General features: G+C 59.3%; 16 protein-coding genes. 6 read left to right on the top strand and 10 right to left on the bottom strand.

Going from position 1 to position 17,656, the window contains the following annotated elements:
* Positions 1-9: 9 nt before the first annotated feature.
* Positions 10-681 (bottom strand): SDR family oxidoreductase, encoded by a 672-nt coding sequence (locus AXW11_RS00845; protein WP_091641704.1) that lies wholly within the window; start codon positions 679-681, stop codon positions 10-12.
* A gap of 192 nt (positions 682-873) precedes the next feature.
* Here AXW11_RS00845 and AXW11_RS00840 point away from each other — a divergent pair, with 192 nt between their 5' ends.
* The 3 genes from AXW11_RS00840 (at position 874) to AXW11_RS00830 (ending at position 3,775) form a co-directional block, all read left to right on the top strand.
* The gene (locus AXW11_RS00840) at positions 874-1,899 is read left to right on the top strand and encodes a 2-dehydropantoate 2-reductase (RefSeq protein ID WP_036204422.1); all 1,026 of its coding nucleotides are present in this window, start codon (positions 874-876) and stop codon (positions 1,897-1,899) included.
* Positions 1,900-2,077: 178 nt separating this feature from the next.
* Entirely contained in the window at positions 2,078-2,857 is a 780-nt protein-coding gene (locus AXW11_RS00835; protein WP_036204420.1) for an SGNH/GDSL hydrolase family protein, read from the top strand.
* Between the two features lie 66 nt (positions 2,858-2,923).
* Complete coding sequence (locus AXW11_RS00830; RefSeq protein WP_075195892.1) at positions 2,924-3,775, top strand: lipase secretion chaperone; 852 nt, start codon at positions 2,924-2,926, stop codon at positions 3,773-3,775.
* A 9-nt stretch (positions 3,776-3,784) separates the two neighbouring features.
* Here the strand turns inward: AXW11_RS00830 and AXW11_RS00825 are convergent, their stop codons facing one another.
* A complete protein-coding gene (locus tag AXW11_RS00825; protein ID WP_036204418.1) occupies positions 3,785-4,864 on the bottom strand; it encodes an alpha/beta hydrolase in 1,080 nt (359 codons plus the stop codon).
* Positions 4,865-5,079: 215 nt separating this feature from the next.
* On the opposite strand from AXW11_RS00825, the gene AXW11_RS00820 reads away from it, so the two are divergent.
* The 3 genes from AXW11_RS00820 to AXW11_RS00810 are packed head-to-tail and all read left to right on the top strand — an operon-like array spanning position 5,080 to position 7,562.
* Positions 5,080-5,907 (top strand): M90 family metallopeptidase, encoded by an 828-nt coding sequence (locus AXW11_RS00820; protein ID WP_036204416.1) that lies wholly within the window; start codon positions 5,080-5,082, stop codon positions 5,905-5,907.
* Positions 5,891-7,057, top strand: coding sequence for an AI-2E family transporter (locus AXW11_RS00815; protein WP_036204413.1), 1,167 nt, complete (start codon positions 5,891-5,893; stop codon positions 7,055-7,057). Before AXW11_RS00820 ends, AXW11_RS00815 begins: the two co-directional genes overlap by 17 nt.
* A 49-nt stretch (positions 7,058-7,106) precedes the next feature.
* A complete protein-coding gene (locus AXW11_RS00810; protein ID WP_075195894.1) occupies positions 7,107-7,562 on the top strand; it encodes an MgtC/SapB family protein in 456 nt (151 codons plus the stop codon).
* Positions 7,563-7,616: 54 nt separating this feature from the next.
* On the opposite strand, the gene nuoN is transcribed toward AXW11_RS00810, so the two are convergent.
* From nuoN to nuoG, 8 genes are read right to left on the bottom strand one after another with little or no spacing between them, the layout of a single operon-like run.
* Complete coding sequence (gene nuoN, locus AXW11_RS00805; protein ID WP_091641707.1) at positions 7,617-9,056, bottom strand: NADH-quinone oxidoreductase subunit NuoN; 1,440 nt, start codon at positions 9,054-9,056, stop codon at positions 7,617-7,619.
* Positions 9,056-10,591, bottom strand: a complete 1,536-nt coding sequence (gene nuoM, locus AXW11_RS00800) for an NADH-quinone oxidoreductase subunit M (protein WP_091641709.1) — start codon at positions 10,589-10,591, stop codon at positions 9,056-9,058. Before nuoM ends, nuoN begins: the two co-directional genes overlap by 1 nt.
* Positions 10,588-12,456 carry an NADH-quinone oxidoreductase subunit L gene (gene nuoL, locus AXW11_RS00795; protein WP_091641712.1) on the bottom strand — a complete coding sequence of 623 codons (1,869 nt, stop codon included), beginning with the start codon at positions 12,454-12,456 and terminating at the stop codon, positions 10,588-10,590. The genes nuoM and nuoL overlap by 4 nt, the downstream gene beginning before the upstream one ends.
* Positions 12,453-12,761, bottom strand: a complete 309-nt coding sequence (nuoK, locus tag AXW11_RS00790) for an NADH-quinone oxidoreductase subunit NuoK (protein ID WP_007151973.1) — start codon at positions 12,759-12,761, stop codon at positions 12,453-12,455. Before nuoK ends, nuoL begins: the two co-directional genes overlap by 4 nt.
* Positions 12,758-13,300, bottom strand: coding sequence for an NADH-quinone oxidoreductase subunit J (gene nuoJ / locus AXW11_RS00785; RefSeq protein ID WP_091641714.1), 543 nt, complete (start codon positions 13,298-13,300; stop codon positions 12,758-12,760). Before nuoJ ends, nuoK begins: the two co-directional genes overlap by 4 nt.
* 42 nt (positions 13,301-13,342) lie before the next feature.
* Entirely contained in the window at positions 13,343-13,891 is a 549-nt protein-coding gene (gene nuoI / locus AXW11_RS00780; RefSeq protein WP_036205735.1) for an NADH-quinone oxidoreductase subunit NuoI, read from the bottom strand.
* Positions 13,892-13,922: 31 nt separating this feature from the next.
* A complete protein-coding gene (nuoH, locus tag AXW11_RS00775; RefSeq protein WP_036204402.1) occupies positions 13,923-14,900 on the bottom strand; it encodes an NADH-quinone oxidoreductase subunit NuoH in 978 nt (325 codons plus the stop codon).
* Positions 14,897-17,638 (bottom strand): NADH-quinone oxidoreductase subunit NuoG, encoded by a 2,742-nt coding sequence (gene nuoG / locus AXW11_RS00770; RefSeq protein WP_091641717.1) that lies wholly within the window; start codon positions 17,636-17,638, stop codon positions 14,897-14,899. The genes nuoH and nuoG overlap by 4 nt, the downstream gene beginning before the upstream one ends.
* Positions 17,639-17,656: the final 18 nt, after the last annotated feature.

Here is a 17,656-nt window from a genome sequence, read left to right as displayed (position 1 = left end):
GGCAAGTTATTACCAGGGCAGTTCCTCACCATTGCTGTGCCAGAAGGAGCCCGTGTTTTCCAGGTTAAGGCCCTCGATTCTCGCCGCCAAGCCCTTTGCTGACTCCTCGGGCGTAATCAGTCCGCCGAAATTCACCATACGGGTTTGCACATAACCGGGATGGAGCTGGGCCACCGCAATGCCCTTTGGTTTAAGGTCCATCGCCAGGGACTTGCCAAAGGCGTTCAGCGCCGCCTTGGACGCACGATAGCCATAGCGGCCGCCGGAGTCGTTGTCCGCGATGGAGCCCATCCGGCTGGTGATGTTGGCAATTTTACCGCCGTACGGTATCTGGGACACCAGCGCTTCCGCCACCCTCAATGGCGCGTAAGCGTTGATTTCCATCTGGGTACGAATGGAATCGAAATCAATGCTGCCCAGTTTTTCATCCTGCAGCAGGCCGGCATTATTGATCAGCAGGTCGATCGACTGGCCCTTCACGCCGTCAATCAATGACTGAAGTCCACTTGCCGTGGTGACGTCAACAGATTCAACGACTCGAGTCGCCACCTCCTTGAGCTCGGGGGACGCTTCCCGACATACGCCAATCACGTCACAGCCTTCACCAGCAAAGTGACGGGCCAACTCAAGGCCGATGCCGCGATTGGCCCCGGTAATCACAACGGTTCTTTGTTCAGGCATGACAGCCTCCTGTTATTGGGATAAAGGTCCGTTATACGGACTCACCACTGCAGTGTTCAACCCTCAAATTGAGAGAAAAATCGCCGGGCACTGTCGTTGGCGGGAAAGACCATCTCACCCCGTAGCTCCGCCTGATAGTTGACTCTCGCGGGCAGCCCTTCCACTATTTGGGAAAACAATAAGGCAAAGCCCGTGACGCAGAGTTCTTTCAAGGTCGTTATATTTGGCGCTGGCAGTATCGGCTGTTACCTCGGAGGCAGGCTGCTTTCTTCCGGTGTGAACGTGGTCATGGTGGGCCGAAAGACCATGCAGGAGCGCCTTCGAACCTCCCCACTGACGGTCACTGACTATGAAGGGTTTCGCTTCCACAGCCAGCTGGCCGAGCATCAGTATGTGACCTCTGCCGAGGCGGCAGGCAACGCCGATCTTGTGCTGGTAACGGTCAAATCCGCCGCCACCTCCGAGGCCGGCAAACAGCTCGCGCCCTGGGTGAGCGAGGGCATACCGGTGGTCAGCCTGCAAAACGGAATCTCCAACGCAGAGCACCTCCAGGCCGCTATGCCCAACGCCAACGTATTGGCCGGGATGGTTCCATTCAACGTGCTGCAACAGGAGCCGGGGCATTTCCATCAAGGCACTCAGGGCCACCTGATGGCCGACCGGCACCCGTCACTGCAACCGGCCCTGCCCTGGTTTGAGCATGCCGGGCTCCCCCTGGAACTGCGGCGCGATATCGAATCGGTGATGTGGTCCAAGCTGTTACTCAATCTGAATAACCCGGTCAACGCCCTTTCTGGCGTTCCGCTGCTGGAAGAGCTCTCGCAAAGGGACTATCGCCGCTGCCTGGCAATGGCTCAGAGAGAGACGCTAGAGCTCCTTAAATCGGCAGGCATACCCACGGTAAAACTCACAGGCCTGCCTACCAAACTGATTCCTTCCGTGATGTCACTACCAGATTGGCTGTTTACCCGACTAGCCAAACGGATGCTCACCATCGATCCTGTTGCACGTTCCTCCATGTGGGAAGACCTCCAGGCCGGGCGCCCAACCGAAATTGACTGGATCAATGGCGAAGTGGTGAAACTGGCGGAAAAGCTGGGTACGGACGCACCGGTCAACCGCAAACTTGTGCGACTGATGCATCAACGGGAGGAAACGGAAAAAACCTGGGGTGCTTCTGAATTGCTGAATGAGCTCACCGATCACTCCAGACCATAACCTGCCGGTCAAAAGCGAACACATCGTTTCGAGAGGCCAGTCACACTCCAGCTCATCCCGCCGAAAAAGACAAAAAAACGGCCACTTCCGACCTGTTGCGCTGATCATAATTTGTGCAAGTTGCGAATGAATGGTGTCTCGCCAGGCACCATTCATCCCCAACAACGGAGACACAATAATGAACAAGATCCGACACTGTGACGAAAGAGACACCTCCTCCAAAGGCCATTCCCTGTTTCGACTCCTGGCGGTCACTGCGATGGCCATGGCTATGACAGGCTGCGGCCAGCTGGGACAACTGCTCAGCAATCCCCAGGTCTCTGATGCGGACAACGACCAGGTGATATTCCTGGGCGACTCAATCTTCGCCCTGTCCGGCAAGATCCAGGACGAACTGGAAGCCAAAGCCGGGGAAACCTTCCGCCGCTACACGGTCTCCGGCGCCGAACTCACCGGTGGGTTCCTCGCGCCCTCTGTTGTCGAGCAGTTCGCCACCGCACAGGAGGACAATCCCGACATCCGCACCATGGTTGGTAATGGCGGCGGTAACGACATCCTTATTCCGGCGATTGCCCTTGACCCATACAACTGCAAAACCCAGTGGTATCAGTTCGGCCGCCTCAGCAGCAAGTGCAAGGATCTGATCGATGATCTGTATGTGGACGGCGTGAACTATCTGAACGAATTGTCCGATGCGGGCGTGGAGAACGGCGTGCTGGTGGGTTACTACTACACCAAGAACGGCCTTTTCCGTCTTAAAAGCATGAAACAGGCGGTCGACTACGGCAACAAAATCCTCGCCAGGGCCTGCGAATATTCCACTCTCGACTGTACCTTCGTGGACCCAAGACAGGTGGTGACGGAGAGCGACATCATCTTCGATGGCATACACCCGGCCGATAGTGGCTCCCAAAAGATCGCAGAGTTGATCTGGCCGAAACTCCAGCCTTTGCTGTAACTCAACCAGGGGGCCGTCAACGACGTTGAAAGGCTCCCTGACAACCGGTGAACAGGAAAATACTTTGTGAAAACATCCCTTTGGCTTGCAGGGCTGGCCGTAGTGATTCTGGGCACGGCCGGCTTTATCCTTAGCCTGTCGACGACACCCGTACAGCCTTTGACGTCCGAGACCTCGTCCACTCCGGTGCTGCCCGGCCAACCAGCTACATCACCGCCGGCCCAATCCCAGGGGCCATCAGCCCTGAGCAATGAAGACCTTGCAAAGCTCTCCGCGTACGAGCAATGGCTGGAAGACAACCGGCTGCTGTTGCAGGGCATGCCCATGCTCGAACGCCAGACAGCGCTCTGGGAAAAACGGGAGGCACTGTTCGGTGACGAGGCCAGCCGTATATGGGGCGAGCGGGAGTCTCCCATGCATGCGAATCAGGACGCCTTTCAGGCGGAACTGCAGCGACTGGACCAAGCCCACGAAATCACCCCGGAAGAAACCGCGCACCAGCTTAAAACCTCCGTAGAACAGCTTTACAACAACGATATGGCCCGACGGCTTATTGGCCCGGACGTGATGGCTCGCACCTTGTTCAGCCTCGACGCTGTTCAGAGCCACCTCCACACCTTATCGGCAGACGCTCGCCAGGAACGCATCAACAGCCTGCGCCGCCAGATGGGCTATCCGGAAGAAGCCATCAGCCGCCTTTCAAAGCAGGACCAGCAACGCAACGAACGCTGGCAAAATGGCAAAGCCTACATGGCCGAACGAAACCAACTTGCCCGGCGCTATTCCGGAGATCAACTGGATAAAGCGCTGGACGATTTGCGTGCAGAACACTTCGGGCGCTCTGCCAAAACCATTGCCCTTGAGGAACGGGACGGATTCTTCCGGTTTGAGCGAGAGCGGCGATTTGGGGTTAACTGAAATCCGCAATCACAATCGGTGAACGTTTCGTGACGGATCATAACGAGTCGGCTTCTCAGCCACTTTTCCATTCAACGATGCTTTGAAGAAATCCAGAACTTTCGCGTTCTTTAACGGCGACTCCTCAAAGTAGGCGTGGGAATCCCCGACATGAGGCTGGCTGGTAACGTCGATATAGGTCGCCACCCTGGAATCCAGCCGGCGCAGGTAATGGCCAAGCCGGGCTTTCTGCTGTTCGCCCATTTTCAGGCGTGAGGCCTTTAGTGCTCCGTCGTTTTCGTTGATGGTGATATAGAGACGATTGCGGTAGGGAATTCGGTCCACCCACTCGGCGTGGTTTTCATTATTGGTGTCCGCGGCCACCATCACAACGTTATCGAACAACAGCCGATCTCCGCTGTACACCGAACTCCCCAGCAAATGCTTGTAGAGATAGTTCCCCATGCTGTGCAACATCAGATTCACAGTGAACGGGCAGTGCTTCTCGACTTCCTTCGCAAAGTAGCGGTCCCACGCGGCGGCGTTGTCTGCAAACCGGGCTTCCGCACGCGCCTCCAGATCCATCACGTACTGCGCATGAAAGTCGCTCACCAGGGCTTCCAGCTTCTCCAGCACGCGATTGAATGCCCCTACCGAGGCGAGGGCGTCCCGCTTGTCGCTCTTGTAGCTGAGCACGCCGTGCAACCCTCCACCATTGGCGGGCCAACTGAACACAATGACTTCAACGCCGAAGTTCTGCTCCAGCCTTTCGGCACGATCAAGCACATCAGTCATATCGTTGTTGTAACCATGAACAAACAACAGCAGGTTTCTTCCGTTCGGGCGCGCACCAGCGCCGTGGCCGGATCTCTCGATCAGTTTGCGGGCCACGTAGGCGCTCGCCGGATAGGTATTGTCGGGATTAAGATCGACACTCTTCGCCATTTGCGGTGTGATCTGGTCAGGCAGGATATCAATATGCCAGCGGTTTCGCCGGCGGGATGCCTCCGCCAGCCGCAACTCGTTGGGGCCTTCAATGGGTTTACTGCCAAAGGCCTCACTCTCTGTGTGTTTGCTTTCATCGACGGTTCTATTGGTTACGATATACATGGAGCAGATTCCTTTATGCTTCCATGCCACGGAACGACCTGGTGGCCACTACTGATAGGAAGTAACGAAAAGTTCCCTGACGGCCGCCCTACAACCCCCTATGATGAACGGCATCAGAATTCAATCGCACGGTGGGAATGTTGCTACCCAACACCTAATTAATTAGCAAACTGAACTAAAATGTCAAATCACCACACGGCCCCGGAATCTTGCCCATGCTGATCTACACTCTCTGCGCGATGTCCGTGATTGCCGCCTCGGTTTTCTATCTGTTTTTCTACCGCAACTGGCGTCGCGAGAGACAGCTTCAAACTCCCTTTCCGGAGAACTGGCGCGCGACGCTCGAGTCCCAGGTGCCCCTATTCCCCGGGTTGCCGGCCAAGCTGAAACGACAACTGGAACAGCATGTACAGTTGTTCCTGGCGGAGAAATCCTTTTACGGCTGCGATGGGTTCGAGGTGGACGACACCGTACGCCTGACCATCGCGGGACATGCCTGCCTGCTCATCATGAACCGCAGCTATTCCGACTTCGACGACATCCGCAGTATCCTGGTCTATCCGGATGCCTATCGTGTCAGGGATATTGAGCATGATGGCCTGGTGGTGAGCGAGAGTAACGAGATTCGCGCCGGCGAAGCCTCAAGTTATGGACAGGTGGTTCTGGCCTGGACACAGTGCGAGGAAGGTGCCGTCAATCCTGCTGGGCACCACAACGTCATTCTTCACGAATTCGCCCACCAGCTGGACTATCTGGACGGCACTGCGGACGGCGCTCCGCCACTTAGCGGCGAACAGGCAAGACATTGGCAGGAAACGATGACTCAGGCCTATGAACACTTGAGACAGTCGCTTCAACATCACCAGAAGCCCTGGCTGGACCCATACGGCGCCACCGAACCCGCCGAGTTTTTTGCAGTGCTGACGGAAGCCTTTTACCAACAACCGGAGCACCTGAAAGCGGAACAGCCGGAAGTCTACGAAGCGCTGCAACGGTTTTACCGATTAGACACGGAGGCAATATCCCATGGAGAACGGCGATAAGACAAAGCGTGAGGAGTCGGGAGCAGACAACAACTCCCAGAACAGTCAGGCGCTGATTGACGCCATCAACATGCGCAGCATGTCGCTTATCACACTCACAAGTATCGCAACCCTTTATTTTATTGACTGGGCCCAGGCGGTTCTTTTGCCACTGGTGGTGGCGGTGTTAATCAGCTACGCCCTTGAACCCCTTGTCGCCACAATCAATCGGTTGAGAGTACCCCGCCCCCTGGCGGCGGCTGTGGTGTTGATTCTGCTTATCGGTATCATTGCCGGAGCCAGTATTCCCCTGAAGCAGGAAGCCATGGCTATGCTGGACAAGATACCGGTGGCCATCGAACAGTTTCAGCAGAATGAAGCCAGCCGCCCCAAGGACGGGGAAAGCATGATGGAAAAAGCGCAATCCGCCGCAAAGAAAATTGAAGCCACCGCCAGCCCCGATCAGGGCAACGAAGACGCCTCCCGATCGGGTGCAACGCCCGTGCGCGTGGTGGACGAACCCCTCGAGATCAAAGATTACGTACTTCAGGGTTCCCCGGCAGCGCTGGTGCTGATTTCCCAGTGCTTCTCGGCGTTGTTGCTGGTGTATTTCGTGCTCGCCATTGGCTCGCTGTACAGACGCAAGATCGTCAAAATATCCGGGCCATCCTTCGCACGAATGCGTAAAGCCGCCCGAATCATGAACGAGTTCCATCGCAGCGTACGGCAGTTCCTGTTTGTGATGTTTGTAGGTGCCGTATTTGTGGGCGTGCTGACCTGGCTGGCGTTTTTGGCATTGGGCGTTGAACAGGCCGGCTTTTGGGGTGTTTTGGCAGGCGTCGCCAGTGCCGTGCCGTACCTGGGTCCGTTCCTGGTGCTTATGGGCACAGGTGTGGCCGCCTTTATCCAGTTTGGCGAATTGGAGATGTCGATCATTGTTGCCGGCACGTCGCTGGCCATCACCAGCGTTCAGGGCTATCTGCTGACGCCCTGGCTTACCAGCCATATCTCCAGCCTCAACGCGGTTGCCATCTTTATCGGCCTGCTGTTCTGGGGCTGGCTCTGGGGACCCGTAGGCCTCGTGGTTGCCACTCCAATCCTGATGATCGTCAAGTCATTATGCGACCATGTCGTTAACTTGCGTCCGGTCGGTGAACTGCTAGGAAAATAGACGCCCCATTCACTCATTCATCGCTTAATAACAACAAAGGAGACACACGATGTTCGACAGTGAAATCCCCCTGATGGATATGTTGTTCCGACTTTTGGCCGCGGCTGGGCTGGCCCTGTTACTGGGGCTGGAAAGGGAATTGAGAGGCAAAGCGGCAGGCCTGCGCTCCCACATGCTAGTGTCATTGGGGGCCTCGGCCTTCATTATGATGGGGATTCATATCCTGTTCGCCACGGCCGAGGGCGACCCCTCGGCACGAATCGATCCCACGCGGATCGTTGAAGGTGTCATCGGCGGCATCGGTTTTCTGGGTGCTGGCAGCATTATTCAGAGCCGTGGCAGTATTCAGGGTATTACCACTGGTGCATCCATCTGGACAGCGGGCGCAGTTGGCGTTGCGTGCGGCATCGGCAACCTCGCCCTGGCCGGCATGGTCACGGCGCTGGCGCTGATCATCATGGTGGTTCTTGGCCGGTTCGAGCACGAAGTCATTAACGATAATTAGGCCATTAACGATAATTAGGTCATTAACGATCACTGATCCGGCCAAAACCGGAGGTCAGAACGCAGCTGTCGACAGCCCGGCCACCCACTGGATCATTGGCGAGGGATAAACACCCAGCACCAGGATCAACACGGCCACGACCAGCAGCGTCAGCCCACCAATGCGGTTACCCCAGTCGTTGGTGGCGTCCATCCGGCGCATGCCGGGTTCCGGCAGGTACAGGGTCACCATCACCCTCAGATAGTAGAACAGGCCAATGGCACTGCCTGCGACGATACCGCCCACCAGCCACCAGCGGTTTTCAGCAACCCCCAGTGCCAATACATAGAACTTGCCGATAAACCCCGCCGTGAGCGGGATGCCAGCCAGGGACAGGAAGCTCACGGTCATCACGGCTGCCAGCCATGGACGGCGCCAGAACAGCCCACGGTAATAGTGCAGTCCGGCGGCATCTTCACCACTGAATGGGCTGGACAGCTGGGTAACCACGCCGAAGGCTGCCAGTGTGGTGACAAGGTAGGTCACCAGATAAACCCCCACGGTTTCTACTGCCAGTGCCCCACCTGCAACGATAGCCACCATCAGGTAGCCAAAATGGGCAATGGAGGAATAGCCAAGCAGTCGCTTCAGGTTGGATTGGAACAACGCCAACAGGTTGCCCCCCAACATGGTGATCAGGGCCAGCAGTGTTATCAGCGTGTTCAACCAGTCGCTGTTAAACACCGGCGCAACGGTCACCAGACGCAGTAACAGCACGAACACCGCCAACTTGCTGACCGTGGCGAGGAAAATGGTGGCCGGCGCAGGCCCACCCTGGTAAACGTCCGGCGTCCAGAGATGAAAGGGAACAATGGAGAGCTTGAAGCCAAGCCCCACCAGCATCAACACAGCCCCGGCCAGCGTCCATGCATCGGAGGTGTTTGCCAGCCCCGTCGCCAGGCCCGCCAGGTCGAGATGCCCGGTACGGGCATAGATCAACGCCATGCCAAACAACAGGAACGCCGTCGCGGCCGCAGACAAAACCAGGTACTTGATGCCGGCTTCCAGAGACCGTTCTGCCCGAAAGCTATAGGCCAACATGCCGTAGAGGGGCATCGACAACAGTTCCAGGCTGATGAACAGGGTCGCCAGATGGTCGCTGGCCACCAGCCCCAGTGCCCCGGTCACCGCACACAAGAGCAACAGGTAAAACTCTTCCTTGGGGCCGATGTAACCGGTGAGGTAATGATGACTCAGGGCGACCGTGACCAGCGCACACAGGAGCACCAGCACGCTGCCCATTAACGCCAGCCCATCCATAGTCATCAGTGGCGGCGATGACAATGCTGTGGAGGCCACAGGCACGCAGGCCAGAGCCAATACCAGCCCAACGGCCGAAACCAACGCCGTGGCACCATGGTGCCGCTGCCAGGCTACGCCAAGCATGACGATCACCGCGGTGGCACCAACGACGATCAGTGGTATGAGTGCAACCAGATTTGCCAGGGTCAGCATCAGTTCACCTCCCCTGCGCGGCTGGCCAGTTCTGCCCCGGCTTGCTCAAACAGCTCGGCAGCCGGGCCCGCTATCGGGGCGGTAATGTCGAGTATTGGCTGAGGATAGAGCCCCACCATCACCGTCAGCACAAGCAGCACCAACATCATGCCGTATTCTCTCCCGTCCGGCCCTCTCAGGGCGCCCTGGCGGTATTCCGGGCCATAATGCACCCGCTGCATCAGCAGCAGGGAGTATATCGCCGCCAGCACCAGCCCCAAGCTGGCAATCACCACCACGACCGGCGCGCTGGGGAAGGTGCCAAACAGCACCATGAATTCACCCACGAAATTGGCGGTGGCAGGCATACCCAGGGAGGCGGCAACGAAACACAGGGTAAAACCGGGCAGCACCGGGATTCGACCCCATAAGCCGCCCATGATCCGCATGTCACGGGTGTGAATGCGCTCATACAGTTGGCCGCTGAGAATAAACAGCCCGGCGCTGGAGAAGGCATGGGCCACCATGAGGATGATCGCACCCTGAATCGCCAGTTCCGAGCCTGAATACAAGGCAATCAGCACGAAGCCCATGTGGGAGATACTGGTATAGGCGATCAGGCGCTTGATGTCCTGCTGTCCACACGCCAGTACGGCACCATAGATAATGCCCACCAGCCCGAGTGTCATGGCGACAGGCGCAAACGCCTGGGACTCTTCCGGGAACAGCGGCAGCGCAAACCGCAGGATGCCGTAGGCGGCGGTTTTCAACAGGATACCGGCCAGATCGACACTGCCGGCGGTCGGCGCCTGGGCATGGGCATCCGGAAGCCAGCCATGGAATGGGACCACCGGCAGCTTCACGGCAAAGGCCACAAAGAAGCCCAGCATCAGCCACGGCGCCAGCGCCTCCGGGACCTCGGTATCCAGCAAGGTGTCGTAGCTGAAGGACAGTTCGCCGGTGTTGGCGTAATGCACGAACACCAGTGAGAGTATCGCCACCAGCATGAGCAGGCCACTGGCCTGGGTGTAGATGAAGAATCGGGTAGCGGCTCGAATCCGGGTCTGCCCCGCCGAGCCGCTGTGCCCCCAGAGCGCAATCAGGAAGTACATCGGCACCAGCATCATTTCCCAGAACAGGAAGAACAGGAACAGGTCCAGCGCCAGGAATACGCCCACCACACCACCGAGGATGAACAGCAGGTTCAGGTGGAAAAAGCCCACACGGTGGTCAATCTCGTGCCAGGAACAGAGCACGGCCAGTGCGCCGAGGAAGCCGGTCAACGCCACCAGGATCAGCGACAGGCCGTCCATCGCCAGATGAATCTCAATACCAAAACGCGGGATCCAGGACGTTCTCCATTCCAGCAGCCAATGCCTGGTGACCTCGCCCGGCAACGCAAAATCACCGGTTACCCAGAGCACCAGGCTGATGACCAGAACAAACAACATGGTGGCCAGCGCTATCCAGCGAGGCGCCCTGTCGCCCCAACGGTCCGCCTGCCAGCACAGCAGCCCACCCACAAACGGGATCAGGATCAGCCACACCAGGATCATGCTAGCCCTCCCGGCAACACCGCCAGAGCCAGCAGGATGATCGTGGCGCCCAGTACCATCACCAGGGCGTAGCTGCGCACGCGACCGTTCTGGCTTTTCACCAGCCCGGCGTTAAGCGCACGCGCCAATAGCGCTGGCAGATTCATCACCAGGTTCAGCAGATCCACCCTCAGAACCTTCACCATCCACTGCCAGGGCTGCATCAGCACCCGATCAAACAGGGCGTCAAAACCCCACGCATGGTGCCAGAGCCTCCACAGACGAGCGCCTATGCCCTGCCCGACCTGTTTTGCAAGCCAGTCACGCCGCCAAAGGAACAGCCATGCTGCCAACAGCAAACCCGCAATAGCGGCACCCATGGCAAGTACCTGCAGCAGGGTATGGCCGGTGTCCGCTGCTTCTCCGGGTGCGTCCGGGAAGAGTCCGCCAAGGCCCGGATAGAGCCAGGCGCCGATAAAGGTGGACAGCACCGCCAGCACCATCAACGGCAGGTGATGAGTCAGTGGGTTGGTGCCGGATTCCGGATGGCGGGCGTGGTCGCTTCCGGGCTCGCCATGGAAGGTGCCGAGGATCAGTCGAACCGTATAGATGCCGGTCAACACCGCGCCCAGCAATCCAACAATCAATAGGCCGGTCTGGTCAGCCGCCATTGCCTGCCACAGGATTTCGTCCTTGCTGAAAAAGCCAGCCGACACCAGTGGCAATGCCACCAGCGCCGCGCCGCCCACGAGGAAGCCACCATAAGCCACGGGCAGCTTGCGCCAAAGCCCGCCGAGCCGCCGCATGTCCTGTTCGTGGTGGCAACTGATGATCACTGCCCCGGCAGACAGGAACAGCAGGGCCTTGAAGAAGGCGTGGGTCACCAGATGGAAGATCGCAGCATCGAACGCGCCTACCCCCAACGCCACGAACATGTAGCCAATCTGGCTCATGGTGGAGTAGGCCAGCACGCGCTTGATATCGGTTTGGGCCAGAGCCGCAAAGGCCGCCAGCAGCAGAGACACCGCCCCGATCACGCCGACCAGCAGGAGCACATCCGGGGCCAGCAGGAACAGGCCATTGAGCCGGGCAATCAGGTACACGCCCGCCGTGACCATGGTCGCCGCGTGGATCAGCGCTGACACCGGCGTGGGGCCAGCCATGGCGTCGGGCAACCAGGTATGCAGTGGCACCTGAGCCGACTTGCCGAGAGCACCACCAAGTACCAGTAACGCCGCCAGGTTGGCGGTGGCACTGCCTTCTTGCCACTGCTGCGGAGCCAGGGCCAGCAACTCCTGGATATCGAGTGTGCCCAGCTCCATGAAGATCAGGAACAGCCCGAGCGCCAGGAACACGTCGCCAATGCGGGTTACCACGAACGCCTTGAAGGCCGCCCAGCCGTTGGCACTGCCCTGATAGTAATAGCCGATCAGACCATAGCTGCAGAGGCCGACACCCTCCCAGCCGAGGAATAGCAGCAGCAGGTTGTCTCCCAGCACCAGCAGCATCATGCTGAACACAAACAGGTTCATCCAGGCGTAGAAGCGGGTAATGCCTTCCTCACCGGTCATGTACCAGGCGGCGAATAGGTGAATCAGGAAACCCACACCGGTAATCACTGACATCATCACCAGCGCCAGGCCATCCACTGCCAGGCCGATGGTGGGCTGGAAATCCCCGACGGCAATCCAGGTCCAAAGGGTTATTCCTTCACTGCCGCCGGCATGAGCCATCGTCGCCCAGGCCGTGGCCAGCGCCGCCAGCCCCACACTACCGACGCCCACGACGGAACTGGCCAATGCGCCCAAGCGTCCGCCGCTGAACGCCAGGATCAATGTGCCCGCCAAAGGCAACAGAAACGAAAGAGTCACTGCCATCGCCATCATCCACGCATCCTGCTAACGGCATCCAGATTCAGGGAGCGGAAGCGCTGGTAAAGCTGAATCATCAGCGCCAGCCCAACACTGGCTTCCGCCGCCGCCAGGGTAATTACCAGCAGGAACATGGCCTGGCCGTCCGGCTGGTTCCAGGCCGTGGCCCCCACCACAAATGCCAGCGCCGCCGAGTTGAGCATGACTTCCAGGCTCATCAGCACAAACAACATACTGCGGCGCAGCATCAGCCCCAGCAGTCCCAGGCTGAACAGAATGGCGGCCAGGATCAGCCCATGCTCCATGGGAATTCCCGTCATGAGTTGCCTCCCTGGTTGCGGTTGTCCAATGTCGTCTGCTTTCGCAAAGGATTTGATCGCCGCCCCACATGGGACGCTGTCACCAGGGCCGCCAGCAGGAGAATGGCGGCCAGCTCCACCACTATCAACCAGGGCCCGAACAGGGTCAGGGCTACGGCCCGTGCGGTCAGCAGCTCACCATCGATCATCTGCCCGATGCCACCCTGACCGATCAGGGTCGCCAGGGCACCCAAAAGCAGCAACGTTAGTAACGACGGCCCTGCCCAATGGCGAGGATTCCGCCAGGACTGGTCCCGCTCTGCATCCGACCGCAGGTTCAGCATCATCACCACGAACACAAACAGCACCATGATCGCCCCGGCATACACGATGATTTCCAGGGCGCCGGCAAACGGTGCCCCCAGGGCAAAAAACACCAGTGCCACAGCGATCAGCGACACGATCAGATACACCACCGCATGAACCGGGCTGGTGCCAGTGATCACGCCAATGGTCGCCAGCACCGCCACCAGTCCACTGACATAGAAGGCTAGCTCCATCAGGTTGCCTCCTCCGGCTTACGGTCACTATTGCGGTGACTATCAGGGTAACAACGTGCGCACATCCTCCGGCGCCTCCTCGTTCTGGGCCTGGCCCTTGTCCTTACCACCGATGGCCATGCCCGCTACCTTGTAGAAGTGGTAGTCATGGTCCTTGCCGGGACCATTGATCAGCAGATCCTCTTTTTCGTACACCAGTTGCTGGCGATCATACTCGCCCATCTCGAAGTCCGGCGTCAGCTGGATGGCCGACGTCGGGCAGGCTTCCTCGCACATGCCACAAAAGATGCAGCGGGAGAAGTTGATGCGGAAGAACTCCGGGTACCAGCGGCCGTCTTCCTGCTCTCCCTTCTGCAGCGAGATGCAGTCCACCGGGCAGGCTACCGCACACAGGTTGCAGGCCACGCAACGCTCTTCGCCGTCCGGATCGCGGGTCAGCACAATGCGGCCGCGGTAGCGCGGTGGCAGATAGACCTGTTGTTCCGGGTAGTTCACTGTCTCCCGCTTGCGAAAACTGTGCATGAACACCATGCCCAGGGTGCGCAATTGCGACCAGGTGGCCGGCAACAGCCAGAGCATGTGTTTGATGATCGGGACCTTTTCTCTTTCCATAAGCCCTCCCTTATTCAGCCACCAGGAGCATCACCGCCCCCGTCGCCAGTAAGTTGATTAGTGTTAGCGGTAGGCACACCTTCCAGCCAAAACTCATCACCCGGTCATAGCGGGGCCGGGGCAACGATGCCCGCAGCAGGATAAACAGCATCAGGAAGAAGCCGGTCTTGAGCGCGAACCACAGGATTGGTGGCAGCCACGGGCCGTGCCAGCCGCCAAAGAACAGCGTGACGATCAGCGCCGACACCAGCACCATGCCGACGTATTCGCCGATGAAAAACAGGCCGAATTTCATGCCGGAGTATTCAATGTGGTACCCGTCGGCCAGTTCCTGTTCCGCTTCCGGCTGGTCGAACGGGTGGCGGTGCGTGACAGCAATACCGGCGATCAGGAAGGTGGCGAAACCGAAGAACTGGGGAATGATGAACCAGAAACCTTCCTGGGCGTTGACGATGTCTCGCAGGTTGAACGACCCGGCCAGGGCCACCACCCCCATCAGCGACAGCCCCATGAACACTTCGTAGGACAGCGTCTGGGCCGTGGCTCGCATGGCGCCCAGCAGCGCGTATTTGTTGCCGCTGGACCAGCCCCCGAGCAACACCGCGTAGACGTTGACCCCAGCCATGGCCAGGAAAAACAGCAGGCCAATGTGCATGTCCGCCACGCCCCAACCGGGGGTGATCGGGATAATGACAAACGACAGCAGCAATGAGGCAAAGGCAATCACCGGCGCCAGGACGAACAGCGGCCGGTCGGCGAATGGCGGTATCCAATCTTCCTTGAAGAAGATCTTGATCATGTCCGCCACCAGTTGCAGAGTGCCAAACGGCCCGACCCGATTGGGCCCGTAACGGTCCTGCCAGAGCCCCAGCAGGCGACGTTCCACCACTGTCATAACCGCACCCAGAAGCACGGCGCCCAGCAGGATCACCAGTGCCTGGAACATCCCCCAGGCAATGGCAGCCAGTTGCGGAGTCCACCAGCTCATGGCTCACCTCCGGCAGAGTTGTCCAGTGCGACCGGCTCTCCCGGAAGCAGTCCGGCAAACAGCCCGGCTGGAAGACCGATCCAGCCTTTGGGCCAGCCATCCTGCTGAACCACCAATAGCGCTTCCCCAAAAATGGTCACCGTGTCACCGCCCCGGATCGACAAGTGTTCAGCGTCATCCATGCTCAGGGTGACACTGGGCGTTTGCGTACGCTCCTGAATGGGCACGGCCAATGAGGACGTCTCTTCGCCACCAAACAGCCGCGGCAGAATCAGGGCCCGTAAAGCTGGCGAGCGTTCTCCACTTTCGACGCTTTCGACGCCCTCGGCACGTTGAGGCGGTCGGCTGTAATGGCCCTGCCCCGGAACCGGACACATCAAACGCACGCCGGGGTCACCGCCGCGCAAATGCCCGCCTACTTCGTCGGTAAACTTGTTCCAGGCCTGGGGCGAGTTCCAGCCGGGCGCCCAGGCAAAGGGCACCTGCTGCCGGGGTTCGTGATAACCGCTGTAGCCCTCCATGGAGTAGGCAAACGCGGAATCCGGGTCCTGCGGCACCCGTGGTTCGCTGACGTTCTGGTTCGCCCGCATGGAAGTACGGCCACTGTACCGGTGGGGCTCCCGCGCCAGCTGCAGGCCATCAATGCGGTAGTGTGAGGCGGGAGCGGCTTCCTCCATACCGCCCAGCTCTGGATGAGCCTCGACACACGCCGCAATGACGGTATCCAGGGTGATATCACCGGCTTTCTCGCCTCGCAGGTTCACCGCCAGTGCGTGCAACCAGCGCCAGCTTTCATGAATACGGCTTTCCGGCCGCATGTAACCGGGGTCATACACCTGGAAGAAGCGTTGCGCCCGGCCCTCCAGGTTAACCAGCGTACCGTCCGCCTCCGCGAAACTGGCCGCGGACAGCAGGAAGTTGGCGCGCTCGGCCGTTGCCGTGCGTTGATGATCAAGCACCACGCAGATCTCTGCCTGCGCCAGTGCTGCATCCACCGTTTGCCGGGGCAGCCGTTGGTACAGGTCGTTTTCCAGCACCACCACGGCATCCGTGTGGCCTTTAGCCAGTTCCTCCAGTGCCCAGTCCAGCGGTTGGCCGCCCATCAGGGACAACCCCGTGCTGTTGGCCTCGCGCCGGATCAGCGCCAGCCCGCCCCGTTTTGCGCGCCGGGACAGTGCTCGGGCCACATTCCCGGCCGCTTCCAATACCGATTCGGAGGCCAGCGATCCACCACTCACCACCAAAGGGCGCTCCGCCGCCATTAAAGCCGTGGCAATGGTTTCAGCAGCCTCAGCCATGGCCTCAGAAAGCCCTTCCACCGGCGGGGCTCCCGGGTCGATCCGATGGGCCACCGCAAAACCAAGGCGGGCAATCTCATCCGGATTCAAGGCATAGCGAGCCGCAGCCACATCATCGAGGTCTGTAACGGTGGGCCAGGCGATAAACAGCGGGTGGTAACGATCCTGCGCCAGGGTTTTGAGGGCTTCAGCATTCCAGGCGGGCACACCAATGGTCTCGCCCAATGCCTCACGACGCGACAGCGCGGCCTGACGAAGGCTCAGGCCCAGGCGACCGGCACTCTGGACCGGGTCCTCGCCCAGCACCAGCACGGCGTCGTGATTTTCCATCTCCCGGGGCGTGGGCGTTGGCAGGCCGGTATGGCGCTGCAGGTGATTCATCAGGTCAAGGCAGGCCTGTTCCCGCGTCTCAATGCCGGTGGAGAAATTTTCCACGCCGACCAATGCCTGCAACTGGTGATTACTCTCCAGGCTGGCCCGTGGCGAGCCGATGCCGATCACCCGGCGCGAATGGCGCAGAGCGTCGCTGATACGGGCCAGAGCGGTGTCCACTTCAAGGCTGACCGGGTCACTGTCTGGCGATTCCCGGCATTCCGGCAGTCGCGGCCGGTCTGCGCGGTTGACGTAACCATAGCCGAACCGGCCCCGGTCACAGAGGAAATACCCGTTCAACTCACCGTGGTAGCGATTTTCAATACGGCGCAACTCTCCGTACCGCTCCCCCGGGCTGATGTTGCAGCCCATTGAACACTGGTGGCAGATGCCGGGCGCAAACTGCAAATCCCACTTGCGGGTGTAACGTTCGGAATGGCTCTGATCCGTGAACACGCCTGTGGGGCATACTTCCGTAAGATTGCCGGCGAAGGGGCTTTCCAGAATGCCTTCTTCGTAGCGACCGAAATAGACATTATCCTTGGCGCCAAAGGCCCCCAGGTCGGTACCACCAGCGTAGTCGTTGTAAAAACGCACACAGCGGTAACAGGTAATGCACCGGTTCATCTCATGGGCAATGAACGGCCCCAGATACTGGTTCCGGCGCGTGCGCTTGCGGAACCGGTAACGGCGGCAATCATGGCCGGTCATCACCGTCATGTCCTGCAGGTGACAATGCCCGCCCTCCTCGCACACCGGGCAGTCATGGGGATGGTTGATCATCAGCCACTCCACCACACTGGCGCGGAAGGCTTTGGCTTCCTCATCGTCGATATCAATGCGGGTCTGGTCCGCGGCGGGCGTCATGCAGGACATAACTACCATGCCCTTGTCGTCGTCCTTGTCCTTATACTGTTTGACCGCGCACTGGCGACAGGCACCAACACTGCCCATGGCCGGGTGCCAGCAGAAATAGGGAATATCCAGGCCGAGGGACAGACACGCCTGGAGCAGGTTGTGGGCTCCATTGACCGTATAGCGTTGTCCATCCACGTGAATCGTCGCCATGTTGCCTGCCTATCCTTC

Source organism: Marinobacter sp. Hex_13, assembly GCF_001566815.1.
Classification (GTDB): Bacteria; Pseudomonadota; Gammaproteobacteria; order Pseudomonadales; family Oleiphilaceae; genus Marinobacter; species Marinobacter salarius.
Note: the sequence above shows the minus strand (reverse complement) of the source record. Positions and strands in the feature narration are given on the sequence as shown.

Coding starts and splice junctions, on each gene's coding strand:
- nuoJ (WP_091641714.1), bottom strand. CDS start 13,300: ATGGAGCTAGCCTTCTATGTCAGTGGACTGGTGGCGGTGCTGGCGACC.
- AXW11_RS00835 (WP_036204420.1), top strand. CDS start 2,078: ATGAACAAGATCCGACACTGTGACGAAAGAGACACCTCCTCCAAAGGC.
- AXW11_RS00825 (WP_036204418.1), bottom strand. CDS start 4,864: ATGTATATCGTAACCAATAGAACCGTCGATGAAAGCAAACACACAGAG.
- nuoN (WP_091641707.1), bottom strand. CDS start 9,056: ATGCTGACCCTGGCAAATCTGGTTGCACTCATACCACTGATCGTCGTT.
- AXW11_RS00845 (WP_091641704.1), bottom strand. CDS start 681: ATGCCTGAACAAAGAACCGTTGTGATTACCGGGGCCAATCGCGGCATC.
- AXW11_RS00815 (WP_036204413.1), top strand. CDS start 5,891: ATGGAGAACGGCGATAAGACAAAGCGTGAGGAGTCGGGAGCAGACAAC.
- nuoL (WP_091641712.1), bottom strand. CDS start 12,456: ATGATGGCGATGGCAGTGACTCTTTCGTTTCTGTTGCCTTTGGCGGGC.
- nuoH (WP_036204402.1), bottom strand. CDS start 14,900: ATGAGCTGGTGGACTCCGCAACTGGCTGCCATTGCCTGGGGGATGTTC.
- AXW11_RS00810 (WP_075195894.1), top strand. CDS start 7,107: ATGTTCGACAGTGAAATCCCCCTGATGGATATGTTGTTCCGACTTTTG.
- nuoG (WP_091641717.1), bottom strand. CDS start 17,638: ATGGCGACGATTCACGTGGATGGACAACGCTATACGGTCAATGGAGCC.
- nuoM (WP_091641709.1), bottom strand. CDS start 10,591: ATGATCCTGGTGTGGCTGATCCTGATCCCGTTTGTGGGTGGGCTGCTG.
- AXW11_RS00820 (WP_036204416.1), top strand. CDS start 5,080: ATGCTGATCTACACTCTCTGCGCGATGTCCGTGATTGCCGCCTCGGTT.
- nuoK (WP_007151973.1), bottom strand. CDS start 12,761: ATGACGGGAATTCCCATGGAGCATGGGCTGATCCTGGCCGCCATTCTG.